Annotated in this window: 24 protein-coding genes; 10 read left to right on the forward strand and 14 right to left on the reverse strand. The window is 70.5% G+C overall.

Features of this window, described 5'->3' with window-relative positions:
* Positions 1-14: 14 nt before the first annotated feature.
* The 5 genes from LXN57_RS07380 to folP form a co-directional block, all read right to left on the reverse strand.
* Entirely contained in the window at positions 15-1262 is a 1248-nt protein-coding gene (locus LXN57_RS07380; RefSeq protein WP_251797253.1) for an ABC transporter permease, read from the reverse strand.
* A 152-nt stretch (positions 1263-1414) separates the two neighbouring features.
* The gene (locus tag LXN57_RS07385; RefSeq protein WP_251797325.1) at positions 1415-1894 is read right to left on the reverse strand and encodes a DUF3180 domain-containing protein; all 480 of its coding nucleotides are present in this window, start codon (positions 1892-1894) and stop codon (positions 1415-1417) included.
* A gap of 35 nt (positions 1895-1929) precedes the next feature.
* Complete coding sequence (folK, locus tag LXN57_RS07390) at positions 1930-2457, reverse strand: 2-amino-4-hydroxy-6-hydroxymethyldihydropteridine diphosphokinase (protein ID WP_251797254.1); 528 nt, start codon at positions 2455-2457, stop codon at positions 1930-1932.
* Complete coding sequence (folB, locus tag LXN57_RS07395; RefSeq protein WP_251797255.1) at positions 2454-2822, reverse strand: dihydroneopterin aldolase; 369 nt, start codon at positions 2820-2822, stop codon at positions 2454-2456. The genes folK and folB overlap by 4 nt, the downstream gene beginning before the upstream one ends.
* A 5-nt stretch (positions 2823-2827) precedes the next feature.
* Entirely contained in the window at positions 2828-3679 is an 852-nt protein-coding gene (gene folP / locus LXN57_RS07400) for a dihydropteroate synthase (protein ID WP_251797326.1), read from the reverse strand.
* A 341-nt stretch (positions 3680-4020) separates the two neighbouring features.
* Here folP and LXN57_RS07405 point away from each other — a divergent pair, with 341 nt between their 5' ends.
* From LXN57_RS07405 to LXN57_RS07435, 7 genes are all read left to right on the forward strand, one after another.
* A complete protein-coding gene (locus LXN57_RS07405; protein ID WP_221378232.1) occupies positions 4021-4314 on the forward strand; it encodes a hypothetical protein in 294 nt (97 codons plus the stop codon).
* A gap of 1 nt (position 4315) precedes the next feature.
* Positions 4316-4678 carry a hypothetical protein gene (locus LXN57_RS07410; RefSeq protein WP_251797256.1) on the forward strand — a complete coding sequence of 121 codons (363 nt, stop codon included), beginning with the start codon at positions 4316-4318 and terminating at the stop codon, positions 4676-4678.
* Between the two features lie 103 nt (positions 4679-4781).
* Positions 4782-8354, forward strand: coding sequence for an ATP-binding protein (locus tag LXN57_RS07415; protein WP_251797257.1), 3573 nt, complete (start codon positions 4782-4784; stop codon positions 8352-8354).
* Between the two features lies 1 nt (position 8355).
* Entirely contained in the window at positions 8356-10341 is a 1986-nt protein-coding gene (locus LXN57_RS07420; RefSeq protein WP_251797258.1) for an MFS transporter, read from the forward strand.
* Between the two features lie 4 nt (positions 10342-10345).
* The gene (locus LXN57_RS07425) at positions 10346-10888 is read left to right on the forward strand and encodes a hypothetical protein (RefSeq protein WP_251797259.1); all 543 of its coding nucleotides are present in this window, start codon (positions 10346-10348) and stop codon (positions 10886-10888) included.
* Positions 10885-12003 (forward strand): M23 family metallopeptidase, encoded by a 1119-nt coding sequence (locus LXN57_RS07430; RefSeq protein ID WP_251797260.1) that lies wholly within the window; start codon positions 10885-10887, stop codon positions 12001-12003. The genes LXN57_RS07425 and LXN57_RS07430 overlap by 4 nt, the downstream gene beginning before the upstream one ends.
* The gene (locus LXN57_RS07435) at positions 12000-12605 is read left to right on the forward strand and encodes a hypothetical protein (RefSeq protein ID WP_251797261.1); all 606 of its coding nucleotides are present in this window, start codon (positions 12000-12002) and stop codon (positions 12603-12605) included. Before LXN57_RS07430 ends, LXN57_RS07435 begins: the two co-directional genes overlap by 4 nt.
* Before the next feature lie 2 nt (positions 12606-12607).
* Here the strand turns inward: LXN57_RS07435 and LXN57_RS07440 are convergent, their stop codons facing one another.
* Positions 12608-13030 (reverse strand): hypothetical protein, encoded by a 423-nt coding sequence (locus LXN57_RS07440; protein ID WP_251797262.1) that lies wholly within the window; start codon positions 13028-13030, stop codon positions 12608-12610.
* 280 nt (positions 13031-13310) lie between these two features.
* Between LXN57_RS07440 and LXN57_RS07445 the strand changes: the two genes are divergently transcribed.
* Positions 13311-15896: an FtsK/SpoIIIE domain-containing protein gene (locus LXN57_RS07445; RefSeq protein WP_438872847.1), complete on the forward strand. Its 2586-nt coding sequence runs from the start codon at positions 13311-13313 to the stop codon at positions 15894-15896.
* On the forward strand, positions 15893-16576 hold the full coding sequence (locus tag LXN57_RS07450; RefSeq protein ID WP_251797264.1) for a hypothetical protein: 684 nt from the start codon (positions 15893-15895) through the stop codon (positions 16574-16576). The genes LXN57_RS07445 and LXN57_RS07450 overlap by 4 nt, the downstream gene beginning before the upstream one ends.
* Here LXN57_RS07450 and LXN57_RS07455 read toward each other — a convergent pair.
* Both LXN57_RS07455 and LXN57_RS07460 read right to left on the reverse strand, forming a co-directional pair.
* Positions 16569-16970 carry a RidA family protein gene (locus LXN57_RS07455; protein WP_251797265.1) on the reverse strand — a complete coding sequence of 134 codons (402 nt, stop codon included), beginning with the start codon at positions 16968-16970 and terminating at the stop codon, positions 16569-16571. The two genes, LXN57_RS07450 and LXN57_RS07455, sit on opposite strands and share 8 nt — an antisense overlap.
* A 54-nt stretch (positions 16971-17024) precedes the next feature.
* Positions 17025-17492, reverse strand: coding sequence for a MarR family winged helix-turn-helix transcriptional regulator (locus LXN57_RS07460; protein ID WP_251797266.1), 468 nt, complete (start codon positions 17490-17492; stop codon positions 17025-17027).
* 79 nt (positions 17493-17571) lie between these two features.
* Between LXN57_RS07460 and LXN57_RS07465 the strand changes: the two genes are divergently transcribed.
* Positions 17572-18075, forward strand: coding sequence for a carboxymuconolactone decarboxylase family protein (locus LXN57_RS07465; RefSeq protein WP_251797267.1), 504 nt, complete (start codon positions 17572-17574; stop codon positions 18073-18075).
* Positions 18076-18080: 5 nt separating this feature from the next.
* Here LXN57_RS07465 and folE read toward each other — a convergent pair whose 3' ends face one another.
* The 6 genes from folE to dacB all read right to left on the reverse strand — a co-directional run bounded on the left by folE (position 18081) and on the right by dacB (position 25274).
* On the reverse strand, positions 18081-18728 hold the full coding sequence (gene folE / locus LXN57_RS07470; protein WP_251797327.1) for a GTP cyclohydrolase I FolE: 648 nt from the start codon (positions 18726-18728) through the stop codon (positions 18081-18083).
* Positions 18725-20740, reverse strand: coding sequence for an ATP-dependent zinc metalloprotease FtsH (gene ftsH, locus LXN57_RS07475; RefSeq protein WP_221378221.1), 2016 nt, complete (start codon positions 20738-20740; stop codon positions 18725-18727). The genes folE and ftsH overlap by 4 nt, the downstream gene beginning before the upstream one ends.
* A 301-nt stretch (positions 20741-21041) precedes the next feature.
* Entirely contained in the window at positions 21042-21617 is a 576-nt protein-coding gene (gene hpt / locus LXN57_RS07480) for a hypoxanthine phosphoribosyltransferase (RefSeq protein WP_221378220.1), read from the reverse strand.
* A gap of 137 nt (positions 21618-21754) precedes the next feature.
* A complete protein-coding gene (gene tilS / locus LXN57_RS07485) occupies positions 21755-22684 on the reverse strand; it encodes a tRNA lysidine(34) synthetase TilS (protein ID WP_251797268.1) in 930 nt (309 codons plus the stop codon).
* Complete coding sequence (locus tag LXN57_RS07490) at positions 22684-23745, reverse strand: Rv3626c family coenzyme F420 biosynthesis-associated protein (RefSeq protein ID WP_221378218.1); 1062 nt, start codon at positions 23743-23745, stop codon at positions 22684-22686. Before LXN57_RS07490 ends, tilS begins: the two co-directional genes overlap by 1 nt.
* Positions 23746-23810: 65 nt before the next feature.
* The gene (gene dacB, locus LXN57_RS07495; RefSeq protein WP_251797269.1) at positions 23811-25274 is read right to left on the reverse strand and encodes a D-alanyl-D-alanine carboxypeptidase/D-alanyl-D-alanine endopeptidase; all 1464 of its coding nucleotides are present in this window, start codon (positions 25272-25274) and stop codon (positions 23811-23813) included.
* Positions 25275-25595 lie beyond the last annotated feature (321 nt).

The following is a 25595-nucleotide window of genomic DNA, read 5'->3' on the forward strand; positions in this document are numbered from 1 at the left end:
GAGCGGACGGGCGGTCATTGGCCAGTGCCCGTACCCCACGGACCGGAGTCCCAGCGGTCGCCGCGCGGGGTCGTGGTGGCGGTCGACCAGGTCTCCGGGAGGTCGGGTTGCCAGTTGGCGCCCGTCGCGGGAGCGGCCGCGTTCCAGTCGGCCTGGCCGGCGACCGGCAGGGGCCGCCCGTACGTCTCGACGAGCCGGGTGACGACCAGGCCGCCCGCGAAGACACAGGCCGCGATCGCGAACAGCGAGATGTCGAAGGTGCGCCGCTCGGCGTAGTCGAGGAAGAGCGTCAGGGCCGCCACCGCGAACAGCGTGCCGAAGATGCCGCCCCGCCGCCCGTACGCGCTGGTGCCGGCCAGCATGGCCAGGCCGAGGGCGATGCCGCTCCACTCGAGACCGGTGGCCGGGACGATCGGCCCGCCGGACTGGGTGGCCAGGAGCGTTCCCGCCGCGACCGCGAAGAGCGAGGACAGCAGCAGGGCGCCGATCACCGGGAAGGCGACGGCCGCGCCCCGGCGACGGGCCGGGTCGCCGGCCGGACGCAGGCGGCCCAGCCAGCGCCGGATGGGTGTGACGGTGCCCAGGGCGCCGCCGAACACGGCGAGCAGGGCGAACCCGCCGAACAGGAAGAAGGCCTGGCCGGTCGGGTCGTAGGTGCCCTGCACGGCGACCGGGGCGACGCGCAGCTGGTCGAAGACGATCACGCCGAGAGCGGCCGCGAGCGTGGCCGCCCAGCCGGGCACGTGCAGCACCAGGATCACCACGGCGAGCACGATCGCGCCCGCGGCCGCGAGGACCAGCGCCGGAACCATGGCCTTGACCAGACCCTGGTCGCCCTGCTCGGCGTACTGGAGGGAGGCGGCCAGCGCGATCGGGCCGAGCGCCAGGTTGGGCACGCCGGCCCGCAGGCTCAGGCCCGCACCGAGGGTCAGCAGGCCGATCGCGGCGCCGGTGACGAGCAGGTCGTCGAGGCCGGGGCGGCGCAGGCTCTCCGGATCGAGGCGCCAGAGCAGGAAACCGATCGCTGCCGCGGCGACCAGCAGCACGACCTCCCAGCCGAGGTGGATGCCGAGGCGGTCGCGGCCGTCCTCGTCGGTCTCGGCGCGGCGCAGCACGTCGGCCGTGGTCTCACCGACGCCGTCGAGTTCCTCGGCCCGCCGCCGCTGCTCGGCCGCGGCCAGCGTGTTGGCCCGATAGGCGGCCGGGTCGGTCGGCGTGGGTTCGTCGGTCTGCCGGCGGTAGGTCGAGTCGTCGTACGCCATCGTCGCGCCTCCTCGTGTGCGCCCCCCGTGCGGTGAAAGAGACGCACGCCGGAATCCGCCGGGCGCGTGCCCCGCGTCCAGAGCATACGGATACGAGTCGGTCTCAGTTCAAGGCCGAGATCCCGGGGCGGACCCGGATCTCGTTCGTGGCCTCAGAGTAGGCCGGTGGGTCGACCCAGATCGTTCTCGTCCTCGGAGTCGGGCTGCTCGGGGATGCGGCACGACCGCTCGAGCCAGAGGGCCGCGCCGACCAGCGCCGCGGCCGAGAGCGCGCTGCCGACGGCAACCGGCAGATCGTCGTGCGCGGCCTGCGTGGGCTCCATGGCCAGGTAGGCCAGCAGGCCGGCCGAGAACCCGGCCGAGATCGCGCCGACCAGGGCGGACGCCTTGGCCAGCGCGACGTAGCGGGCGACCGCCAGTGGGTCGACCCGGGGCGTGCCCGGCTTGCGCTGGATGCGGGCCGCCGTGTTCTGCGCGAGCAGGCCCTCGGCGACGGCCAGCACGGCCAGCACGATCACCGGCGACCACGGCAGGTCGGGCAGGGTCGAATACGTGAAGCTGAGCAGCAGCCAGCCCACGGCAGCGGCGGTCAGACCCGCGACGACCAGCACCGAGATACTGGTCGGGCGCATCGACGGGTCCGACTTGGGCGCCTGCGGATTGCTGCTCACACCGACAACTCTAGTGTCAGATCGGGCCGTGGGGTCAGACCGGCGACGTCGTCCGCCGGGCCGGGCGCCGCCAGCAGCGCGGCGACCGGCCCGTGGCCGGGCAGCTCGGCCGCCGGTTCGATGTCGAGCCAGGGCCGCAGCACGAAGGCACGCAAGTGGGCACGGGGATGCGGCAGCGTCAGCTCGGGGTCGTCGCTGAGCACCGGCCGACCGCCGGCGTCCCAGACCGCGATCACGTCGACGTCGAGGGTGCGCGGGCCGAACCGGCGCTCCGGATCGCGTACGCGTTCCGCCTCGGCTTCGGCCGCCCGGGCACGCTCGAGCCAGTCGCGCGGCTCCGCTTCCGGGTCGGCGACGAGCACGACCGCATTGAGGTACGAGGGCTGGTCGGCGTCCCCCCACGGCGGCGTCTCGTAGATGCCGGAGCGCGACACGACACCCGGGCCGAGCCGGCTGACCGCCCGGCGCAGGTGCTGCTCGCGGTCGCCCAGGTTGCTGCCGAGCGAGAGCAACGCCCGGGTCACGCACGGCTCCGGCGCAGGGTGACCGCGACGTCGGCGAACTCGAGCGGGATCGGGGCCTGCGGCTTGTGGACGGTGACCTCGGCCGCGGACACCCGCGGGTCGTCCAGGCAGGCGGCGAGCAGCCGGTCGGCCAGCGTCTCGATGAGATTGACCGGCTCGCCGCCGACGATCTCGGCCAGGCGCCCGGCGAGCTCCCCGTAGTGGACCGTGTCACCGACGTCGTCGCTGGCCGCGGCCGGTGCGAGGTCGAGGTCGAGGTCGAGGCGCACGTCGACGACGAAGTCCTGCCCCTGCTCGCGCTCGAAATCGAAGACGCCGTGCCGGCCCCGCACCCGCAGCCCGGTCAGCGTGATCCGTCCCTCCACCCCGTTCACTCCTTCTCACTCGCGGACACGGTGCGCAGCCGCGGCGACCCGGTCGCGCGCCACACGGCTAGCGCGTCGGCCGTGGCGGTCACGTCGTGGACCCGTACGCCCCAGGCGCCGGCCGCCACCGCCAGCACCGACGTGGCAAGGGTCGCGGCCTCGCGCTCCTCGACCGGGCGCGGCGTGCCGTCCGGACCGGCCAGCAACCGGCCCAGATACGTCTTGCGGCTGGCCCCGAAGAGCACCGGGTAGCCCAGGCCGACGAGGACGTCGAGGTGGGCGCTCAGGGCCCAGTTGTGCTCGGCGGTCTTGGCGAAACCGAGGCCGGGATCGAGGATGACCTGCGCCGGGTCGACGCCGGCGGAGAGGGCCTCGCCGACGCGTTCGAGCAGCTCGGCGCGTACCTCGGAAACGACGTCGGAGTACACCGCGAGCTCGGTCATGCGGCGGGAGTGCCCGCGCCAGTGCATCAGGATCCAGGGGCAGCCGGCCTCGGCCGCGACCCTGGCCATGCCCCGGTCGGCCAGCCCGCCCGACACGTCGTTGATCACGGCGGCGCCGGCTTCGAGGGCGGCCCGCGCGACCTCGGCCCGGGTGGTGTCGATGCTCAGCGGCACACCGGCCCGGGCCAGCCGCTCGATGACGGGGACGACCCGTGCGATCTCGGTCCCGGCGTCGACCCGCTGAGCCCCGGGACGGGTTGACTCGCCACCCACGTCCACGATGTCCGCGCCCGCCCGGTGCAACTCGATCCCGTGCCGGACGGCGGCTTCCACGTCCGTGTATTTCCCGCCGTCCGAGAAGGAATCGGGCGTGACGTTCAGGATGCCCATCACGACCGGGTGATCCATCTGCATCACTGCGCGCCCCGCGACCAGCGCATCCGTCGGCTCCGTCGTCACGGACCGAGGGTACGGCGGGCGGGGTTGTCGCACGTGCGTACGATGACCCGTAACTCAATTTCACGCACGCCATCACCTTGCGTAACGTTTCGGGCGCTTGTAGCCAAGAACGGCGGGCCGTACTCTTCGGAACTAGGCATCATTTGCAGGAACCGAAGAGAGCAGACGAGCATGGCTGTGCCCGAACGGCTCACTCGACGCGCAGGGTGGGAAGTTGCACGATATGGGCGATGCCGTGAAGCTTCACAACTGCAGCGTGCCCGGAACCCCCTAGCCGGGCACGGGGAGGTTTACCGATGATCGCCACTGAGCTCGCCACGCAGGCGGCAGCCATGCTTCAGCAGGCCACGCTCGCCGCGCCCGAACCCAAAGGCATCAACACCGAAGGCATCGTCACCTTCTTCGCCAGCAACATCGCACCCATCCTGCTGGCCGTACTGGGCGTGATCTTTATCGGACGAGCCAGCCGCGGTGAGATCTCGAAGGTGCTGACCAGTTCGGCCATCGCCATCGTGGGCCTGGCCTTCATCGCCGGCGCCGCGACGCTGTTCTTCGTCGGCGACGCCCTGATCAAGCTGATCTTCAACTGAGATGCGGCTGCGGACCGACGACGACATCTACCGGGCGCGCCTCGTTTATCTGGGCCCGCCGGGCTACACCCTGCCCATCCACCTGCCGTACGCGCAGTACGGCATGTTCGTGGTGCTGGTGCCGTTGTTCATGTTCCTGCACTACCTGCTGACCTTCGAGTTCGATCCATTCCCGGCTTGGGAGATCGCGCTCGCCATGGTCACCACGTCGTACGTGTTCCGCCATGTCGACCCCGACCGTCCGGCCCGGGTCGTCATCCGGACCGCACTCACCGACTGGCGCCGCACGCGCGAGCCGGCGGTCGAGCGACGCGACCCGAGACTTGTCGCCACTCGCATCCGGGTTCGGGAGGAGTTGGTATGACCAGTTCATTCGCATGCTCCCACGGGGACGGCGCATGACCGGACCCGTTCCGCACGGTCATCCCCGCGCGGATGCCGACACGCAGGGCAGGCAGAGTAACGGAGTGCGTTCGAACCACTACTCGTCGTCAGATTCCGCTGACGAGCCGGCCGACGAGTTCGTGGCCGCGCCGGGACACGGCGCGGTCGGCGTCTTCCAGTCCCCGCAGCCGCTGCGCCCGCGGGGTGCGGGGGTGGACACCACGCTCGACATCGATTCGCCGTTCCTCGACCTTTTCGGCGGCGCCGCGCCGCCTGCACCGGTGACGGCTCGCCCCCCAGCCGCCGACGCGCCGGCCGATCCGGAGCTCGACTTCGACTTCGGGTTCGACTTCGACGACCGCGCCACTCCGCCGGCGCCGAAGACCTTTCCCACCCCCGAGCCCGTACGACCGGAGCCGGTCGAGCCACGGCCGGTGTCCGCGGCCCCGGCGCCGGCCCCGGTCGCCGAGCCGCCTGTAGCCCTGCCACCGGCCGAGCCGCCCGTCACCCTGCCACCGGTCGCCGAGCGGCCGGTCTCTGCGCCGCCGGTCTCTGCGCCGCCGGTTGCCGAACAGTCCGTTTCGTCGCCGCCGTTCACGATGCCGACGCCGGCCCCGCGCCCGTCCGAACCGGAGCTCGCCGGGCCGGTCCCCGACGAGCCGGACGGCCCCTGGGGCACGTCCGAACCGGGCGCGCCGTTCAGCCGGGCCCCGATCGGGCCCAAGGCCGACTACTTCCAGGAGTCCGTCGGCGCCACCGCCGATGCCGACTTCGAGGATTGGCCCGACTTCGACAACTGGCCGCCCACGCCCTCGTCCGCGGACGCCGGCCCCGCCCCGGCCGCGCCGGTGTCGACGCCGCCGCTGTGGCAGACCGTGGGCGGCGCAGCTCCGATGCGCCGCGACGAGGTCGCGCCGCAGCAGGCCGGGCCGGTGGAGGCGTACGCCCCGCAGGCCCCGCCGGCCGAGGCGCCCCTGCCTGTGCCGGCCACCGACCGGGCTCCGGCGAAGCGCAAAGAGAAGTCCCCGGCCAAGCGCAAGAAGGAGCCCAGGAACCTCCCGGTCCGCCAGGACAAGGCGTTGGCGCTGCGGCCGCACAAGCTGAAGTTCAACGACCGTGACCCGGTCATGGAGCTGGAGATCAGCGAGATCGCCGGCCACCTGACCTTCACCCAGAGCACGGTCACGGCCTGGTACTACCTGCCCGAGGTACGCTGGGCGTTCCGGCCCGACGCGGAGCGCGAGGCCCTGCTCAGCGCGATCTCCGAGCAGTACGCGGGCCTGGCCGGCTTCCGGCTGCACCTGCGCCGCACCAACCGGCCGTTCCCGGCCGACGAGTGGGCCCGCACGGTCGACTCCTTCACCGCGAAGCCGCTGCCCGACGTGCGCGGCGGCACCTCGTGGTCCGACCACCTCGTGGCGGCCCAGCGGCACCTGCTCTCGGTCAACCACGCCGAGGGGCAGACCTACCTGGGTGTCACGTTCGCGCGGCGTTCGCTGGGCGACACGTTCTCGGAACGGGTCCTGCGGATCTTCGGGCGCGGCACCTCGGACGGCGAGCGGCGCAAGCTCAACCGCGCGGTCGAGCAGTTCGACGAGGTGCTCAACGCGTTCGGCATGCGCGGGCGCCGGGTCACCCCGCAGGAGCTGGAATGGCTGCTGTTCCGTTCGGTGGCGCTCTGCATGGCCCCGCCCGGGCCGCTGTCGCCGGTCACGAACGGGCAGTGGGACACCGGCGACCTGCTGGCCCTGACCGAGCAGGTGGAGCGATACCGCACCCCGTACGGTTCCACCGTGAAGCTCGTCAACCGGATGACCGGGGAGGAACGGCACGTCGCCGTGCTCTCCGTCGGCCGGATGGAGCCGCTCGAGATCCCCGAGAAGCACGAGCCGTGGATGCACTTCCACGAGCGGCTGCCCTGGCCCATGGAGCTGTCGTCCCGGCTCGACATCCTCGGCTCGGGCAGCTCGTTCAAGAATCTGGAGCACCGACTCCGGATGATCCGTTCGCAGCAGCTCGACTACGCCGAGCACGGCATCGACGCGCCGCCCGAACTGGAACGTCTGGCCAAGCGGGCGCTCGTGATCGGCGACGAGATGACCACCGGCCTGCCGGTCGAGTCGGCCCGCGCGCACGGCTGGCACCGGATCGCGGTCGGCGGCGCCACCCGCGAGGAATGCCTGGAACGGGCCCGCCGCCTGATCCAGCTCTACTCGCGTGAGCTGCGCATCTCGCTGCAACACCCCAAGAACCAGGACCAGCTGGCCCGCGAGTTCATCCCGGGTGAGCCCATCGCCAACACCGGCTACGTGCGCCGCATGCCGGTCAAACTGCTGGCCGCGGCCCTCCCCCAGGCGGCGTCGACCGTCGGCGACCGCCGGGGCGACCTGATCGGGCGCACGTCGGGCACGTGCCGCCGGCCGGTCTTCCTCGACCTGCACTTCCCGATGGAGGTGCGCGAACGTTCCGGCCTCGGCGTCTTCGTGGCCGAGCCCGGCGGTGGAAAGTCGACGCTGATGGGCGCCCTCGGCTACCTGAACGCGCGCCGGGGCGTGCAGGTCACCCTGCTCGACCCGTCGGGTCCCCTCGCCCGGCTGTGCCAGATGCCGGAACTGCGGCCCTACTCCCGCGTCCTCAATCTCACCGGCTCGGAACAGGGCACGCTGGCCCCGTACGCGCTGATTCCCACCCCGATCCGGTCGGAGTTCGCGACCGGGCCGGGCGGCGACCGGGAGTTCGAGATCGCGGTCTCCAATGCCCGCGCCGAGCGCCGCATGCTGGTGCAGGACATCTGCTCGATGCTGGTGCCGCCGCAGGTGGCCAAGGAAGCGTCCACGGCGACGCTGCTGCGGCACGCTGTGCGCCAGGTGCCGGCCGAGGAGACATCCACCCTGGACGACGTCGTACGCACCCTGCAGGGCCTCGACGACGAGGGCAAGGAACTGGCCAACCTTCTCCTCGACACGGCTGAGATGCCGCTGGCGCTGCTGTTCTTCGGCTCGCCCCCGCAACACCTGCTCGGCGCCGACGCGGCCCTGACGGTCATCACGATGGCCGGCCTGCGGTTGCCCGACCTGAAGATCGAGCGCGAATACTGGTCGGCGGAGGAATCGCTGGCCCTGCCGATGCTGCACACGGCCCACCGGCTCGCGGTCCGGCGCTGCTACGGCGGCTCGATGTCGTCGCGCAAGATGGTCGGCCTCGACGAGGCCCACTTCATGGAGGGCTGGCGGTCGGGGCGCTCCTTCCTCGTACGCCTGGCCCGCGACTCTCGCAAGTGGAACCTCGCCGCCCTGGTCGCCTCGCAGAACCCGCGCGACATCCTCGGCCTCGACGTGCAGAACCTCGTGTCGACGGTCTTCGTGGGCCGCATCGCGGAAGACCAGGAGATCGCCTCCGAGGCGCTACGCCTGCTGCGGGTGCCGGTGCACGACGGATACGAGGCCACGCTGGCCTCGCTGTCCCAGGTGGACACTTCGTCGTCGTCACGGCTCGGTTTCCGCGAGTTCGTGATGCGGGACGTCGACGGTCGCGTGCAGAAGGTACGTGTCGACGTGTCGTACGTTGAAGGTCTGCTGGAGCACCTCGACACGACGCCGACGGCCGCCAAGGCGGCGCCCTCGGTCCCGATGTTGCCGTCCGACCTGGAGGTTTGAGATGGTGCGGCGGGGGTTGGCGCTGCTGGCGACGATGGCCGTCATGATGGTGGCGTCGATCGCCTGGGCGGTGGCTGCGCCTGCGGCTTCGGCCGCGCCGGCCGGGCTGCCGTCGCGAGCGCCTGGCGGGGCTTGCAGCGTCGAGGAATGGCAGCAGGACTTCAAGGGGTGTGCCGGGCGGCTCGCCGATGTCGGGGAGAGCCGGGCCACCTGTTTGACGCCGCCTACGCCGAGCACACCGGATTCGGGGCTGGCCGGCTGGTTCGCCGAGCGCCCGGCGTCGTCCACTCAGAACGGGCCGCAGGGCCTCTACAGCCAATACGGGTACGCCGGATACAGCTACACCACCTACGACCTCGATAGCGGATGCGCCTCCACTCTCGTCGATCCGGACTACAAGTTCGAAACGACGATTGCCAACGGCGAATTCATGATCGCGACCGCTGTCATCGGGGCGTCCAACGCCTTGCGCGAGCGAGCCTGGGATCCCGCATCACTGTGGGGTTGGGCCGATCCGCTCGTCGATCAGGCAACCAAGGCGGTCTACGAGAAAGTCTTCAGCGTCTTCGGCGTGATCACTCTGGGCATTGTCGGCCTCTACCTGCTTTGGCGCTCACGGCAGGCGGAGATGGGAGCGGCCACCACGACCGCTGGATGGGCAATTCTGGTGATGGTCATCGTCACCGCAATTGCCACCTGGCCGGTCAGATCTGCAACGATCGCAGATCAAAGTCTGATCAGTACGCTGAGCGTCATTCACGACGCGGTCGGCCCAAGGGCACAGAACACGCCGGCGAGTCAGTGCGACGATCCGACGCCGGGAGCTTGCGAGGACAACAGGCCTCCAGCAGTGCGGGCCAGCGACACGTCGACTGAAACAATGCTCTACCGAAACTGGCTTCGTGGTCTGCTCGGCTCGGCCGACAGCCCGACCGCTCAGAAGTACGGCAGGGCGCTCTATGATGCACGATCTTTCTCGTGGCGCGACGCCGAGCGCCTTCGGACAAATCCCAGTGACCGCGATGCGACGATCACCGCCAAGAATGCCCAGTGGGAAAAGATCGCCGAACAGATCAAGCAGGAAGACCCTGAGGCTTATCAGTACCTGCAGGGCGTGAACGGCATGGATCGTATCGGCGCAGGGTTTATTGCTGTCCTCGCTGCGGTCATGTTCGCCATGTTCGACCTGACAGCGTCGATCTTGGTTCTGCTCGGCTTCCTGGTGTTCCGGTGGGCAGTCATCGCGGCGCCGATCCTGGGAACTGTCGGGCTTCTACGCCCGGCGAACTCAGGAATCAAGCGGTTGGGGAACGCGGTAGTCGCTGCCGTCTTCAACATCGCCATCTTTGGCACAGGCGCGGCCATTTACCTGTTTGCCGTCGATCTGATCATGAACACGGCCAGCCTTCCCGGCTGGTTGCAAGTGGTCCTGGTGTGGCTGTGCGGCGTGGTGGGCTGGCTCCTCCTTCGCCCCTATCGGCGCATCACTCAGCTCGGCGGCAAGGACAACGCTCGCACGATCGCCACCGGTTCCTGGCACAGGAATTTCTTCCGAGACATGCGAGAGGCCTCCAAGATTGAGGGAGCCGACAGCGAGGATCGCGGCCATGTGATCGGCAAGGGCAGCCGCACGGTGTTCGTCGATCAGGGCAACCTGCGTCCCGAAGCACGCCTGGAGGATCCGGCGCACTCGGCGAATCGGAGCACTTTGTCGCCTGTGACGTCGGGTACCTCCGCCGGGGAGTCGCGTCCGACCAGACCCGACGGCAACGAGTCGGTACGCGACGATGCCGGCACACCAGCGACTGCCGCACCCGCTGCAAACACTTCGCCGAACCCAGGCCGGGCGAATCGATCGCGCGGGGCCACCGGCTGGACCGAACCGGACGTGGCCGAGCAACCCTCCTCGTACGCGATTTACCGGCCCGAGACCGGTAGTACCACGGCCGAACCGGCCACTCCCCGTATCCGTTCCGAGGCCAAGTGATCGCATGCCCCGTTCCCTCGAACTCGGCCTGAACAGAATCTTCCGGTCCCGCTGGGGCGTAGCCATCGTCCTCGGCGTCATCGTGCTGGCGATCGTCGGTCTGGCCCGGGTGTTCTCTGACGGTGACGACTCCCGGCCCTCGCTCGGCACCGCGTCGCCGGGCCCGGTGGTGAGTGCCGACCCGAAGGATGACGACAGCATCATCGAGACGGATCCGCCGCCGAGCCCGTCCACCACCCCGGGACGGGCAAAGCCGGAGGCGGTCGCCTACGCCTTCGCCTCGGCCTGGGCCGACCATCAGAACGTCACGCCCAAGGCCTGGCGGGCGCAGCTGCTGCCCAACTCGACCACCAAGCTCGCCGACGAGCTGGACGGGGTCGACCCGGCTGGCGTGCCGGCCGAGCGGGTGATCGGGCGTCCCAGCCTGGTGCCGGTGAGCGCAACCGTGGTCAACGCCGTCGTCACGATGGACACCGGCAAGCTGAACCTTCGCCTGATCGCCCCCGACGGGCACTGGCGGGTCGACGGGATCGACTGGTCGTCATGAACATCCCCCGGCCGCGCAAGATAGTTCTGCTTGTCGCCCTGGTGGCGACGCTGGCTCTGTTGTGTTGCGGCGGTGGCATCACCGCTCTTTTTGTCGGCGGACTCACCGACGAGGGCCAGGACAATCTGAACGCGTCCTCGCTCGGATGCGGCAAGGGCGGCCCGGTCGACCCGGACACCAAATTGCCCCGGATCCGGCCCTACGGCGCCGAGCAGGTCCGTAACGCGGCCGTCATCATCAATGTGGGCGCCCAGCTCAAGATGCCGCCCCGGGCCTGGGTCATCGCGGTTGCCACGTCGATGCAGGAGTCGCGGCTGACCAACCTGGGCAACCTCGGCGCCGAGAACGACCACGACTCACTGGGCCTGTTCCAGCAGCGGCCCAGTTCCGGCTGGGGTTCGACGAAGCAGGTGCGCGACCCGGTCTACGCGGCCACGAAGTTCTACAACAAGCTCAAGACCGTCCAGGGCTGGGAGAAGATGCCGCTGACGCGGGCGGCTCAGCGCGTGCAGATCAGCGCCTACCCGGACGCGTACGCGAAGCACGAGCCTCTCGCCACCCGGATCGTGAACCAGCTCGCCGACGGTGCGGCCAACGCGGCCGGCGACTCGGTCGCGATGGTCTGCGCCTCGGGCAGGCAGATCGCGGCGTCGGGCTGGACTCGGCCGGTCGGCGCGCTCGTGGGCTCCGGGTTCCGTACGGCCTCCCGCCCGACGCACCAGGGCGTCGACCTGATCGCCGGCAAGCAGTCCCCGATCACGGCCGCCGCCAGCGGCATCGTCTCCATGGTGAAGTGCGACGAGGACCACAACGGGCGGCGCACCTGCAACGCCGACGGCTACCCGGGTAAGGGTGGATGCGGTTGGATGGTGGAAATCCAGCACGCCGGGGACGTGATGACGAGGTATTGCCATCTGATCGTGAAGCCGCTCGTCGTCGAGGGCCAGGAGGTCGCGGCCGGTGAGCTGATCGGCCGGGTCGGCAGCAGCGGCAACTCCTCGGGTCCGCACCTGCACTTCGAGGTTCACATGAACAACGACCGGTCCAGCGCCGGAGCCATCGACCCCGTCCGGTTCATGCGCGAGCAGGGCACACCGCTGGGGGACGAGGGATGACAGGCGAGTCGCAGCCTGATCCGTTTGCCGGGCACCCGGATTGGCAGCTCGACCCGCCCCGGCCGCTGGTGCCTACTCCCGCGACGATGACCGGGCAGCTCCGCGGGAGACGCGTCCTCATCGGGCTTCCCGGTCACGGGTGGCGGTCGGACCTCCGCGCCGACGAGAAGGTCGTCCAAGGCAGTCGCACCTACGTGCCGGTGATGTCCGAGGGTGAGTGGTACCGCGCCGAAGCCGAGCAGACCGAGATCTTCGCCCCGCTCGTGCCGGTGGAACGAGTCTGGGTCGAGGAGTATGGAGTGGCTGGCATCCCGCTTCCCACCGACGGAGTGACGTCGCGGCTCGTATCGCTCGATGAGCCTCCTCGCCGCGCCCCGCAACCTGCGCTGGACGCGCATTCGTTGTCGGGGCGTCGCGTAGTCCGCCTGCGCGAGGACGGTACTGAAGAGCGCGATCTGCGGGCTGTCACGGAGATCCACACCAACAATGAAGGCAGCATCTGCGCGCGCCTGGCGACGGAGCTTGACTGGTACCGCTGGGGTTGGAGTGGCCATGCACCACGCACCCTCGAGGTTGCAGTGCACCTTCTCTGGGTCGAATGACGTCAGGGTTCTTTCGTCGCTCCGCAGACGCGCCATCCGTCTTGATCTATCAGCTGGAACGACCACGGCTCAGTGCGACTGCTGGTCTGCACGCCGCCCTTCGATCCCGTTATTACAAGATCAACACTCACCGACGTCACGCCGCCCGTTGCCGGCGCCACGGTCAATGACTCCCAAACTACGGAAACCGATGTTCCGAACTGCGCTTCTCGATTGATGTTTTCAGCGCGCAGTGCGGCAATCTCCTCAAGCTTGGCGCCGCTTGCGCAGATGTAGAGCGCGGCCTCGTCGTCACTTCGATTCACGAGGTATGTCCGCAGGAAACTGGATGTCACCTGGTCCGGCTCGGCCCGGTCGATCTTTGTTTCCTCGTCGTAGAGCAGCACGGCGATCCCGACGCCGCCCAGGCAGAGCAGCGTCAGCACGCCCGCCCCCAGCGCCAGCCACAACCGCAACCGGCGGTTCCGGGGCTTCCGCGCCGGCTCGGCAGGCGGTGTCCCGGGGCCCAACGGCGGGGGCGTCGGTCCGGTCACGGGCTCCTGCGGCTGCACACATACGACAGTAGTGCCTCCGCACACGTGTCACCCCAACCACACCTGGAGCGGGACGATCCGCACGACGCGGACACCGAACCAGGCACCGGGAACGCGATGCCCCGGCCCGTCTGGGATAAGTTTTACCCGCACACGGGAGGTGAGAGCGGTGGTGGATTCGGCTTTGCGGGTCCAGCAGGCTGCCGCTTTGCACCGGCAGGCGGCTGCGCTGACCGATGCGGCGTCGTCCGCGCTCGACGCCGAGGCTGCCGGCAGCGACCCGCTCGAACAGCATCGCCTGGCCGAGGAGTTGCGGGCCGCCGCTGGTGCGCTCGCGCCCGGTTGGCTGGGCTCGCCGCTCGACGCGCAGTCGGCGAACACCCCGCTGGGCGGCGTGTACCCGCCCCAGTTCGTACGCCTCGGGGTCGCCCAGCCGCTCGACGACGCACGTTTCCCGGCTGTGATCCCGCTGCTCGGCACGGGCCACCTGACGATCGACGCCACCGCCACCGACTCGCGCGTCTTCGGGCTGCTGCGGTCGATCCTGTTGCGTCTGCTCGCCGCCGCGCCGGCCGGGTCGCTGCTGGTTCGTGCGGTCGACGGCACCGGCGGCGGTGCGGTCTTCGCGCCCTTCGCGGGCCTGCAGGACGCGGGCCTTCTGTCGCCGCCGGCCACCGACCGCCAGGGGCTGCGCGAGGTGCTCGCCGAGGCCGAGAAGTGGCTGCGCCCCGGCCGCGGCGCCGCCCCTCGGCGCACCCGGCGGGACCGCATGATGCTGGTGGTCATCGCGAGCCTGCCCGAGCTGACCGAGGGCGAAGAGTTGCGCCGGATCGCCGCGCTGGCCCAGCAGGGCCCCGATTCCGGCCTGCATCTGATCGTGGCGGGCTGGCCGCCGCCGCCGTTGACGGCCGAGACAACCCAGGCGCCGCTGCCTCGCACGACGATGGTGTCGGTGCGCAACCCGTACGCGGTGATCGGCGACCCGCCCGGCGCCACGTACGGGTCCACCGCGGATGTCTCCTGGCTCAACGCCCCTGTCTTCCTCGACGACGACCCGCCGCCCCACCTGGTCGACGCCGTGTGCCGTGAGCTGGCCGCACACTCGGTCACGGCCACCCGGGTCACGCTGGCCGATCTGCTGCCCGAGCCGGGCGAACCGCTGTGGGCGGGTGACGCCGGCGAGGGGTTGAGCGCGGTCGTCGGTCACGACGGCGAGACGCCGCTGGCGTTGCGCTTCAACGACCTCACACCACATTGGATGGTCGGCGGCCGGGCCGGTGCCGGTAAGACGGCCTTCCTGGTCAACGTGCTCTACGGCCTGTGCGCCCGCTACAGCCCGGCTGAGCTGGCGCTCTATCTGCTCGACTTCAAGGAGGGCGTGACCTTCGCCGAGTTCGTGCCGACCCGGCGCGACCGCACCTGGCTGCCACAGGCCCGCGCGGTGGGGGTCGAGGCCGACCGCGAGTACGGGCTGGCTGTGCTGCGTGAGCTGAACGCCGAGATGTCGCGCCGCAACACGGCGTACGAGCGGGCGGGTGTCTCCCGGCTGCCGGAGCTACGCGCCGCGGCGGCCGAGGACGGTCTGAAACGCCCGCTGCCGCGCATCCTGTGCGTGATCGACGAGTTCCCGGTGCTGCTGGCCGGCAACGACCCGGTGGCGACCGAGGCGACGACGCTGCTCGAGTCGCTGGCCCGCACCGGCCGCTCGTGCGGCATCCACCTCATCCTGGCCAGTCAGAACGTCGCCGGGCTGGAGGCGCACTACGCCAAGCGCGACTCGTTCTTCGGCCAGTTCCCGGTGCGCATCGCGCTGCCGGGCGGCGGCGACGTGCTCGAACCGGCGAACGACTCGGCGGCCGGCCTGCCGCTGGGCACCGCGGTCGTCAACACGGCCGGCGGGCTGGGCGGGCCGCGCGGCGCCACCCGCGGGCACGAGCGCATCATCCGCTTCCCCGACCCGCACACCGACGACGAGCTGCTCAGCGACCTGCGACACCGGCTCTGGGGTGCCCGCGACCCCGAATCGCAGCCACCCCGGGTCTTCGCCGGGTACGCGCATCAGCACCTCGCCGACGACCCGACCTACCGGGCCGCCCTGGCTGGTCGCGGCGCCGTTCCCACGGCCCTGGTCGGCCGGCTGCTCGACGTCGGTCTCACCACCGCGGCGTTCCCGCTCGACGGCGCCCCGGGGCGGCATCTGGCGATCTTCGGGTCGCAGGCGTCGGCGTCCGAGGTGCTCGACGCGGCGGCTCGCAGCGTGGCCGCGTTCCACCAGCCTCGTACGGCCCGGTTCGTCATCGCCTCGCTGGTCGCCGAGGGTGACCGACTCGCCGAGGCCCTGGCCGCCGAGATCGGTCACCGCCAGGAGGTGACGCTGGTCGACGCGGCCGGTCTGGCCGGCGAGCTCGACCCCGGCCGTCCCGGCTACCGGGTGGTCTTCGGCATGGACGCGGCCGCCCCGGGCACCCTGGCCGGCCTGCCCGAGCTGCTGCGGGACGGCCCGACCGGCGGCGCTCACCTGCTTTCCTGGTGGCGCGATCCGCATCGGTTCGCCGACAGCGCGGGACGGGACGACGTGTCCGGCCTGCTGTTCCTGAACGTCCCGCCGGCCGAGGTGGCGGCGATGATCGGACGGCCGGTCGCCTGGCACCCCCGGCCGAACAGAGCGCTGCTGCACGACCGCCGCGACGAGCGCACGCTCACCGTCGTGCCGTTCCTCGACCCCGGCGTCACCGACGACCAGGGTGATCTGCCGTGACCGACCAGCAGCAGGCCACCGGCGCGATCCCGGCCCAGCCGACGCCCCCGGCGCCGGGTCCGTGGGCTGACTATCTGGCCGCCGCGCAACAACTCGACGCGGTCCGCCGCGCGGCGAGTGCCGCCGCCACCGAACACCAGGCCGCGGTCACGGCCGCGAGGCAGGAGCTTTCCGTCGTACGGCCCCGGTTGGCCGCCCAGGAAGCCCGTCTGACCCGAGATCTGGCCGTACCCCCGCCGGAGCTGACGCCGACGTCGGCCGACCGTGACGTGGCCGCTCAGGCCGTCGCCGGCGGCCCAGCTGCCGCGCTGGCCGCCCTGCAACAGGCGCGCCGCACCGCCGAGGCCGGCGACGCGCTGCTCACCGAGACGGCGCCCGCACGCCAGTGGCGCCCGTGGGCGCGGAACCTGTTGATCTACGGCCCGTTCGCCGCGGTCGTCCTGATCGTGCAGATCGTGCTCTACCTGGTCGCGTCCCCCGGCTCGGTGCCGACGTACGCCCTGCTGTGCGGCCTGAGCATGCCGGTTCTGGCCTTCGGCCTGGGCTGGATCACGATCGGCTTCGTCTACGGCGGCGATCCCGAGGGGGTCGACCGCACCCCCATAGTCGGCGCCGTCGCCTGCCTGACCCCCGTGCTGCTCACCTGCATGGGCGTCGGCCTGACGTCGTTCCTCAACTGAGCGCGGCCGTCAGGTCGACCTCGACCAGCTGCCCGCCGAAACCCAGCGCAGCCACCCCGAGCAGCGTCGACGCGGTGCTGAAGGCCGGCGCCAGCGGCGAGGCGTTGAGCCGGTCCCACACCGAGGCCAGCACGGCCGTCTCCGAACTGACCACATAGATCACCGACCGCACGACGTCACCCGGCCCGGCCCCCGCCGCCTCGAGCACGGCCAGGCAGTTGGCAATCACCTGATCCGTCTGCGCGTCGAAGTCCCCGGGCTCACCCACGACCTTCCCGCTCCGATCAAGCGGGCACTGCCCAGCCAGATGGGCCAGCCGCCCCGCCGACGAGACGGTGACGTGCGAGTAGCCCGGTGGCTCATGAACGGTGGCAGGGTTGAACTTCTCGATCATCCGGTCAGTATCGCGACGCCCAAGCGCCAAGAACACTCATTAACGGGACAGCACCTAGCCGAACCAGCCCGGCACGTCGACGGGGAAGGCGGTCGCGGGCACGACCGTGCGTAGGGACGACTCCAGCTGGGTGACGCGGTCGGCGCCGAGCTGGTGGACCCAGTTGGCGCGCAGGCGGTCGAAGATCTCGGCGGAGCGGGTCAGCATGTCGAGGCCGCGGGGGGTCAGGCGGACGAGCTTGCGGCGGGCGTCGGAGGGGTCGTCGGCTCGTTCGACGTAGCCCAGGGCCGCCAGGCGGTCGACCGTCTTGCCGGCGGCCTGCTTGGAGACGCCCAGGCGACGGCCGATCTCGGTGGCCGAGGCGCCGTACGGGCCGATCGCCTGCAGCGCGAAGCCGTGCGCCGGGCGCACCTCGGTGTGGCCGAGCGCCGCGAGCTCGGTGTGCAGCTCGTCGATGAGGGAGCGGAAGCCCGCGAACAGCAGCAGCGGCAACTCGTAGCCGGGCGGGTCGGCCTCAGTCATGTGTTCCCCCGCGCTTGGCAAACTCGACAACCTGGTTTACTGTTTCGACAACCACGTTGACTACTTTACCGGAGGAACGATGTTCGCTCAGCACACCCTCGCATCGGCGCCGGCCGGCTCGCGGCCGCTCATGGAACAGACGGTCGAGCACCTCGGCCACCTGCCCGGCCCGGTCGCCCGGCTGGCCGAGTCACCCGAGATGCTCGGCGGGTTTCTGCAGGCCAGTGACCTCTTCGAGCACAGCACCCTCGACCCGCTGGCCCGCGAGGTGGTGGTGATGGTGATCGCGGCCCGCAACGACTGCCGGGTCTGCCTCGGCCTGCATACCGGGCGGCTGCGGGGGCTCGGCGCCGACGCCGCGCTCATCACCGGCCTGCGCGCGAAGACGCCGCCGGCCGACGAACGGCTGGCGGCACTGTGGACCTTCACCCTGCGAGTGCTGGAGACGGCCGGGGAGGTGCCCGACGACGAATTGGCCGCGTTCCTGGCGGCCGGATTCACCACCCGCAACGCGCTCGAGGTGGTGCTGGGCATCGGCACGTACACGATGTCGACGCTGGCCAACCGGCTGGTGCGCGCCTGAGACGGTCAGCGGGCGTTGATCAGGGCCATCGCCTCGGCGCGGACCTTGGCGTCGGTCTGGTAGGCGCCGCGGACAGCCGAGGTGACCGTGCGGGCGCCGACCTTGCGGATGCCCCGCATCTCCATGCAGAGGTGCTCGCACTCGAGAACCACGATCGCGCCGCGGGCGTCCAGCTTCTGCATGAGCAGATCGGCTATCTGGGAGGTCAGCCGCTCCTGCACCTGGGGGCGCCGGGCGAAGACCTCGACCAGACGGGCCAGCTTGGAGAGTCCGGTGATCCGGCCGTTCGGGCCGGGGATGTAGCCGATGTGCGCCACGCCCTTGAAGGGCAGCAGGTGGTGCTCGCACATGCTCATCACTTCGATGTCGCGGACGAGCACCATCTCCTCGTGGTCGGCCTCGAAGCTGGTTCGCAGCACATCGGCCGGGTCGACCCGCAGGCCGGCGAAGAGTTCCGCATAGGCCCGGGCGACCCGGGCCGGGGTGCGCTCGAGCCCGTCGCGATCGGGATCTTCCCCGATCGCGATGAGGATCTCTCGAACTGCCTTTTCGATCCGCCCGAGGTCGACGGCCTGCTCGACCGGAGACCCGGTGAGCTTGCCGTCGACCAGACGGGCGGCGAGATAGTCCAGTTCGTCGTCGTCGCTGATCAGTTGGCGCCTTCCGGGCTGCTTCCGTTCGAGTTGGGCCCGACGGCGATCTGCCCGTCCGCCTCGGCCTGCGTCCGCAGCTTCTCCCGCTCGGCGGGGGTGAGCACGGGCGGGGCCTCGGAGGGCAGGCGCTTGCCGAAGCCGTTGAACGGCGACATCGGCGGGCGCTTGACCACGCGGGCGCAGATGCGGTCCATGTCTTCCCGGGTGATGGTTTCCTTCTCCATCAGCTCGAGAACCATGCTGTCGAGCACGTCCCGGTATTCGACCAGGATCTCCCACGCCTCGTCGTGCGCCAGCTCGATGAGCGCGCGCACCTCGGCGTCGATGTCGGCCGCGACCGAGTCCGAGTAGTCCCGCTCGTGGCCCATGTTGCGACCCATGAACGGCTCGTCGCCGCTGGTGCCGTACTTGACCGCACCGAGCTTGAAGCTCATGCCGTACTGGGTGACCATCGCCCGGGCCAGACCGGACGCCTTCTCGATGTCGTTGCCGGCGCCGGTGGTGGGCTCGTGGAAGACGAGTTCCTCGGCGGCCCGGCCACCCAGCGCGTAGGCCAGGGTGTCGATCATCTCGGCGCGGGTCTGGGTGTACTTGTCTTCCGTCGGCAGCACCAGCGTGTGACCCAGCGAGCGGCCACGCGGCAGGATCGTCACCTTGTGCACGGGGGCCGAGTGCGGCAGCGCGTAGGCGACCAGCGCGTGCCCACCCTCGTGGTACGCGGTGATCTTCTTCTCGTTGTCGCTCATCGCCCGGGTGCGGCGCTCGGGGCCCGCGATGACCCGGTCGATCGACTCCTCGAGGAAGTAGTTCGAGATCGCCCGCTTCTCGTTACGAGCAGTGAGCAGCGCGGCCTCGTTGATCACGTTGGCCAGGTCGGCGCCGGAGAAGCCCGGCGTGCGGCGGGCCACCGAGTCGAGGTCGACGTCGGGCGTGAACGGCTTGCCCTTGGCGTGCACCCGCAGGATCGCCTTGCGGCCCTCCATGTCGGGGTTGTCGACCGGGATCTGGCGGTCGAATCGGCCGGGGCGCAGCAGCGCCGGGTCGAGGATGTCGGGCCGGTTGGTGGCCGCGATCAGGATGACCCCGCCCTTGGTGTCGAAGCCGTCCATCTCGACGAGCAGTTGGTTGAGCGTCTGCTCGCGCTCGTCGTGACCGCCGCCCATGCCGGCGCCGCGGTGGCGGCCGACGGCGTCGATCTCGTCGACGAAGACGATCGCCGGGGCGTTCGACTTGGCCTGCTCGAACAGGTCGCGGACGCGGCTGGCGCCGACACCGACGAACATCTCGACGAAGTCGGAACCCGAGATCGAGTAGAACGGCACCCCGGCCTCGCCGGCGACGGCCCGGGCCAGCAGCGTCTTGCCCGTTCCGGGCGGCCCGAAGAGCAGCACACCCTTCGGGATCTTGGCGCCGAGAGCCTGGTACTTCGCCGGGTTCTGCAGGAAGTCCTTGATCTCGTGCAGCTCCTGGACGGCCTCTTCCGAGCCCGCCACGTCGGCGAACGTCGTCTTCGGAGTGTCCTTGGTGATCATCTTCGCCTTGGACTTGCCGAAGTTGAGCACCCGGGAGCCGCCGCCCTGCATCTGCGACATGAACAGCAGCAGCAGGATCACCAGAATGGCGATCGGCAGCAGATTGATCAGCAGGCTGAAGAGAATGTTGTCGCCCGAGACCGTGGCGTTGATCGTGCCCGTGATCCGGCCGGCCGTCTTGGCCTCTTGGACCTCGGCCCAGATCTCGCGCGTGACCTCGTACGGGTACTGGGTCTCGATCTTGTCGGTCGATTTGCCTTCGAACCGTTCCGGCGCCGCGAGGTCGATCTGGAGCGTCTGCTCCTTGTCCTTCTGGACGACCTTCTTGATGCCGGGCTGGTTAAGGCGCTCGAGCGCTACCGAGGTATCTACGCGCTGGTAGCTCGGACCACTGGTGAAAAAGGAGCTCAGCGCAATCACGCCGATGATCACCAGAATGATCCAGACCACCGGGCGGCGGAAGAAACGCGTACGTTCCATACTGTTGTCGGGCGCCAAGCGCCCGGACCCTCCTGATCGGCGTCCTGGTCACCTCAACGTGCCGCTCACCGGCGGCCCCGGGCCTGATCCGCACTGCCGTCGAACCGTGGCGGTGAAATCTTCCCGGTCCCTCCGGCGCCTGTGACGCTGCGCCATCGGTCACTCGACGGTACACCGTGGGTGCCGGTTGCGAACCCGTGAGCCCGTTGCCCGGACACTTCCCGGCCGCCGCCCGTTCAGTCAGCTTTGCTGGCAAAACCGCCCATAAGGACTGAATTCTGAGAAGGGGCTGAGAAATGGTTCAGCTACGGGCGTACACCTCGGGCTTCAACACCCCGACGTACGGCAGCTCACGGTAGCGCTCGGCGAAGTCCAAGCCGTAGCCGACGACGAACTCGTTGGGGATGTCGAAGCCGACGTACTTGACCGGCACCTGCACCTTCACGGCGTCGGGCTTGCGGAACAGCGCGACCACCTCGACGCTGGCCGCGGAGCGCGACTGAAGGTATTTCATCAGCCACGACAGCGTGAGGCCGGAGTCGACGATGTCCTCGACGACGACCACGTGCCGGCCGGTGATGTCGCGGTCGAGGTCCTTGAGAATGCGCACGACGCCCGACGACGTGGTGCCCTGCCCGTACGACGAGACGGCCATGAACTCCATCTCGGTGGACGGTCCGGAGTTGCCCAGCGCACGGGCGAAGTCGGCCATGAACATGACAGCGCCCTTGAGCACGCAGACCAGCAGAATGCCGTCCTCCGCCTCGGCGTGGTCGGCAGCGACCTGCTTCGCCAGTTCGGCGATCTTTTCCCGGATCTGCTCCTCAGAGATGATCACGTGGTCGATGTCGGCGGCGTACCAGGTGCCCTCAGCCATGGCCCAAGACTGCCGCATCAAGGTTGCGTCTCGTCGAACGGGTCAGCGATCACGACGGCCGGAACCACAGGGAATCGGGCAGTTCCGCCCATGGCACCCGCTGGGCGCCTACGCGGAGTGACAACTCTCACAGCCCGTCAGGGCACTCGAACGAGTATTCCCCGGTCGCGCGCGACCTCGATGCCGCCCGGCAGATGAACGGGCCCCTGCCCGTGCCATTCCGTGACGAGAGCGTCCAGCGCCGCCACGTGCCGATGCGACAACGCTCCACCGGGCGCCCCGAGCTGCAACGCCCACGAGTGCAACACCCGCCGCCGGATCGCCCTGCTCATGACGGACAAGTCAGCGACGTTCACGGAGAAGGCAGCGGCGGCGAGGCGGTCCAGCTCTTCGTTGTCGGCGGCGATCAACTCGGCCGAGCGGGCGAGGTTGGCCACCACGGCCGGCCCCAGGGCCTCTACCAGCGCCGGCAGGGCGTCGGCGCGCACCCGCGAGCGGGCGTAGGCCGGATCGCTGTTGTGCGGATCTTCCCAGGGCGCCAGCCCCAGCGCCGCGCAGGCCTTGCGCGTGTCGGCCCGGGCGACGTCGAGCAACGGCCGCCAGAAGATCCCTTTGCGCGCGGGCATTCCGGAAAGCCCACGCGGACCCGCGCCTCGGGCCAGCGCCAGCAGCACCGTCTCGGCCTGGTCGTCACGCGTGTGCCCGAGCAGCACGGCAATCGCCCCGGTCCGCTCGGCCGCCGAGCCCAGAGCCTCGTAGCGGGCCGCCCGCGCCGCCGCCTCCGGCCCGCCCGGTCGACCCTCGACGGACACCGTCTCGACGATCACCGGGTCGAACCCGGCCGCCGCCGCCCAGGTGGCCAGCTCGGTTGCCCGCGTGGCGGACCCCGCCTGCAGAGCGTGATCGACCGTCACCAGCCCCACCGAGGCTCCCACGAACCGGGCCGCCGCCGCGAGGGCCAGCGAATCCGCCCCACCCGAGCACGCCACCAGCACGAGGCCCTCGGCGGGCAGCGCCCGCCGCACGGCCAGCCGCACCGCGGCGACAGCGGGCGGGATGCGGGCCACTACCCGCCGATCGCCGGCTGCGGGCCGTGCACGCGGGCCACCCACGCGTCGGGGTCGCCCAGCTCGTCGAGCCGCGGCAGCGTCAGGGGGGAGTCGAAGATCTTGTTGAACCCGGGCATGCCGACCCGTTCGACCACGCCGTGCACGAACTTGCGGCCCTCGGCGTACTGGCGCATCTTGACCTCGATGCCGAGCAGCCGCCGCATCGCCTTCTCGAGCGGGTTGCCGCTCTCGCGGCGGCGGTTGAACTTGGACCGGATCGACTCGACGCTGGGGATGACCTCGGGACCGACCCCGTCCATCACGAACTCGGCGTGGCCCTCGAGCAGGGTCATCAACGCGGTCAGGCGGTCGAGCACGGCCTTCTGCCCCGGCGTCTGCACGATGTCGAGCACCGAGGAACGGGAATCGGGGTCGCGCAGCGCGTCGGACAGGGTCGCCACGCCGCGGCGCAGCCGCTCGAGGATGTGCTCGGTGCTCTGCGACGCGTCGACAAACGCCTGCACCTCGCCCAGGAAGTAGCCCCGCATCCACGGGACGGCGGTGAACTGGGTGCGGTGGGTGACCTCGTGGAGGCAGACCCACAGCCGGAAGTCGCGCGAGTCGGCGCCGAGCTTGCGCTCGACCTCGACGATGTTGGGCGCGTTCAGCAGCAGCTGGCCCGGATTGCTGGAGAAGACCTCGTATTGCCCCAGCACGCGGCCGGAGAGATAGGCCAGGATCGTGCCGGCCTGCACCCCGGTGACCCGGGAGCCGATCGCGTCGGCCAGCCCGCCCGGCTGCTTGTCGCCGGAGAGCCGGGTGACCAGCGGGATGATCACCTGTTTGAGGCCCTCGATGTTGACGGCGGCCCAGTCCTTGCGGTCGACCACGCGGACCGGTGGCACCTCGACCTGTGAGGTCAGCCCCGTGTAGGCGGCGACGTGCCCGGCCGCCTCGTCGGTGAGATCGCGCAGCTCGGACACCACCGCCATCGCGTCCTCGTAGGAGACCGAGGGGCCCGATTTCGACAGCGCGCCGGCGGTCGCGGCGGCCAGATCCCAATCAACGAACTGCGCCATCACCCCACCGTACCCGCGGAAATCCACCCCACCCTCGGGTGGAACCCTGAGATCAGCCGCCCTGCTCAGGGGCAGCCGCACGACACCAGCTTGGCGGCCACCGCGTCCAGTGCCGCCCGCCCGGTGACGGCGTTCGCCGACCCACTCGCCATGATCGCGAAGACCAGCAGCCGGCCGTCGGCCGTCGTCAGCGTCCCGGCCATCGTGTTGACCCCGCTCAGCGTGCCGGTCTTGGCCCGTACGACCCCCTGCCCACCCTGATTGGGCTTGGGCGACACGAAGCGCTTGAGCATCGTGCCCGACCAGCCCGCCACCGGCAGCCCACCGAAGATCGACGACAGCGCCGGCTGCTCCCCTGAGGCCGCCAGCGACAGCAGCCGGGTCAGCATCGTCGGGCTGATCCCGTTGTTGCGGGACAGCCCGCTCGCGTCGTACAGGTTCGCCTCGTCGGCCGGCAGCCCCAGGTCGCGCATCCGTCCGGCGATCGCCTCGGTGGTGTCGTCGAACGTGCCCGGCTTGCCGTCGGCGATCGCGACCTGCCGACCCAGGGCCTCTGCCGCGGTGTTGTCACTCTGCTCGAGCATCCAGTCGGTGAGCTGCACCATCGGTGGCGACTGGACAGCGCCCAGTTCCTGCCCCGGCGTCACGTCGACCGTCGCCGGGGCCGAGGACGGGCCGGCCGCCTTGGTGGGTGCCTTGCCCTTGCGTACGGCCGAGGAAGGCACGCCCAGCATCTTGGCGAACGCCTTCGCCGCCGCGCCGGCCGGATCCGGCGATCGCGGATCACCGCCGAACTCGTTGTGGATCGGCCGGATCCGCCCGGCGTTGACCATCAGCGCCTGGATGCGCGAGACCTGCCCGAACGAGATGTCGCTGGGGTCCCAGCCCTTGGCCGTCTCCGGCCCGCTGAACAGCGACGTGTCGTACAGCAGACGGGTCGGCTCGGCGCCGCCCAGCGACTTCTTGACCTGGGCCGCGAGCAGATCGAGCCGCGCCGCCCCGGGGAAGAGCTTGTTCTTCGTAGTCGCCAGCGTCGGGTCACCGCCGCCGATGAGCACGACCTCGCCCGGCTGGACGCCGGCCACCACCCGCGTGGTCAGCCGGTGCGAGGGTCCGCGCGCGTCGAGCACCGCGGCCGCGGTCAGCAGCTTCGTCGTCGAGGCGGGAGTGGTCATCGCGTCCGCGTTGCGTGCGTAGAGAACGTCGCCCGTCGCCACGTCGAGGACCGCGGCGTGCACCTTTGTGCCCATCGCGGCCGATTTCACCAGCGGGTCGATCGCCTTGGTCACGGAGCTCGCGGTGAGAGGGGTGCCGCCGCCGCTCGCCGCGACGAGGACCGGCGTGGGCGATGGATCCGGCGTGGTGGGGGCGGGCGTCGGCCTGCTGCTCGGCTCGGCGGACGACAGCCACTCGTCGACGGGGCCGGGTTTGACCACTGCTACGCCGGCTGCCGCGCCGAGAACAACGACAAGGGCCAAGGCGAAGACCCATTTCGTACGGGATTTTCGGCCACCCACCCGTGCGGGCATCACACCACTGTCACCCGGCGGCGGTCCCTCACCCGCCGCCGGACGTCCCGCGGGTGGCAGCGCCGACGACGCCACAGCTGGCGCTGCCGGCGGTGGGAAGGCAGGTGGCGTTGTGGGCGGGCCGGATGGCGGCGTCGCGGGCGGAGACCCGGCCGGACCGGGCGACGTGGGGCGCACGGTGTTCAGCGGCACCGAGGCGCGCCCATAGGTGCCCCCGGCGGCCGGCGATCCAGGCGCGGTCGCCCACGCACCTTGAGCCCGCTCCTCCGAACGCGGCGACTGCGAAGACTGAGGTGTGCCGTCGTGCAGGATGCCGCCGCC

The organism is Paractinoplanes hotanensis, assembly GCF_023717965.1.
In the GTDB taxonomy this organism is placed as follows: Bacteria; Actinomycetota; Actinomycetes; order Mycobacteriales; family Micromonosporaceae; genus Actinoplanes; species Actinoplanes polyasparticus.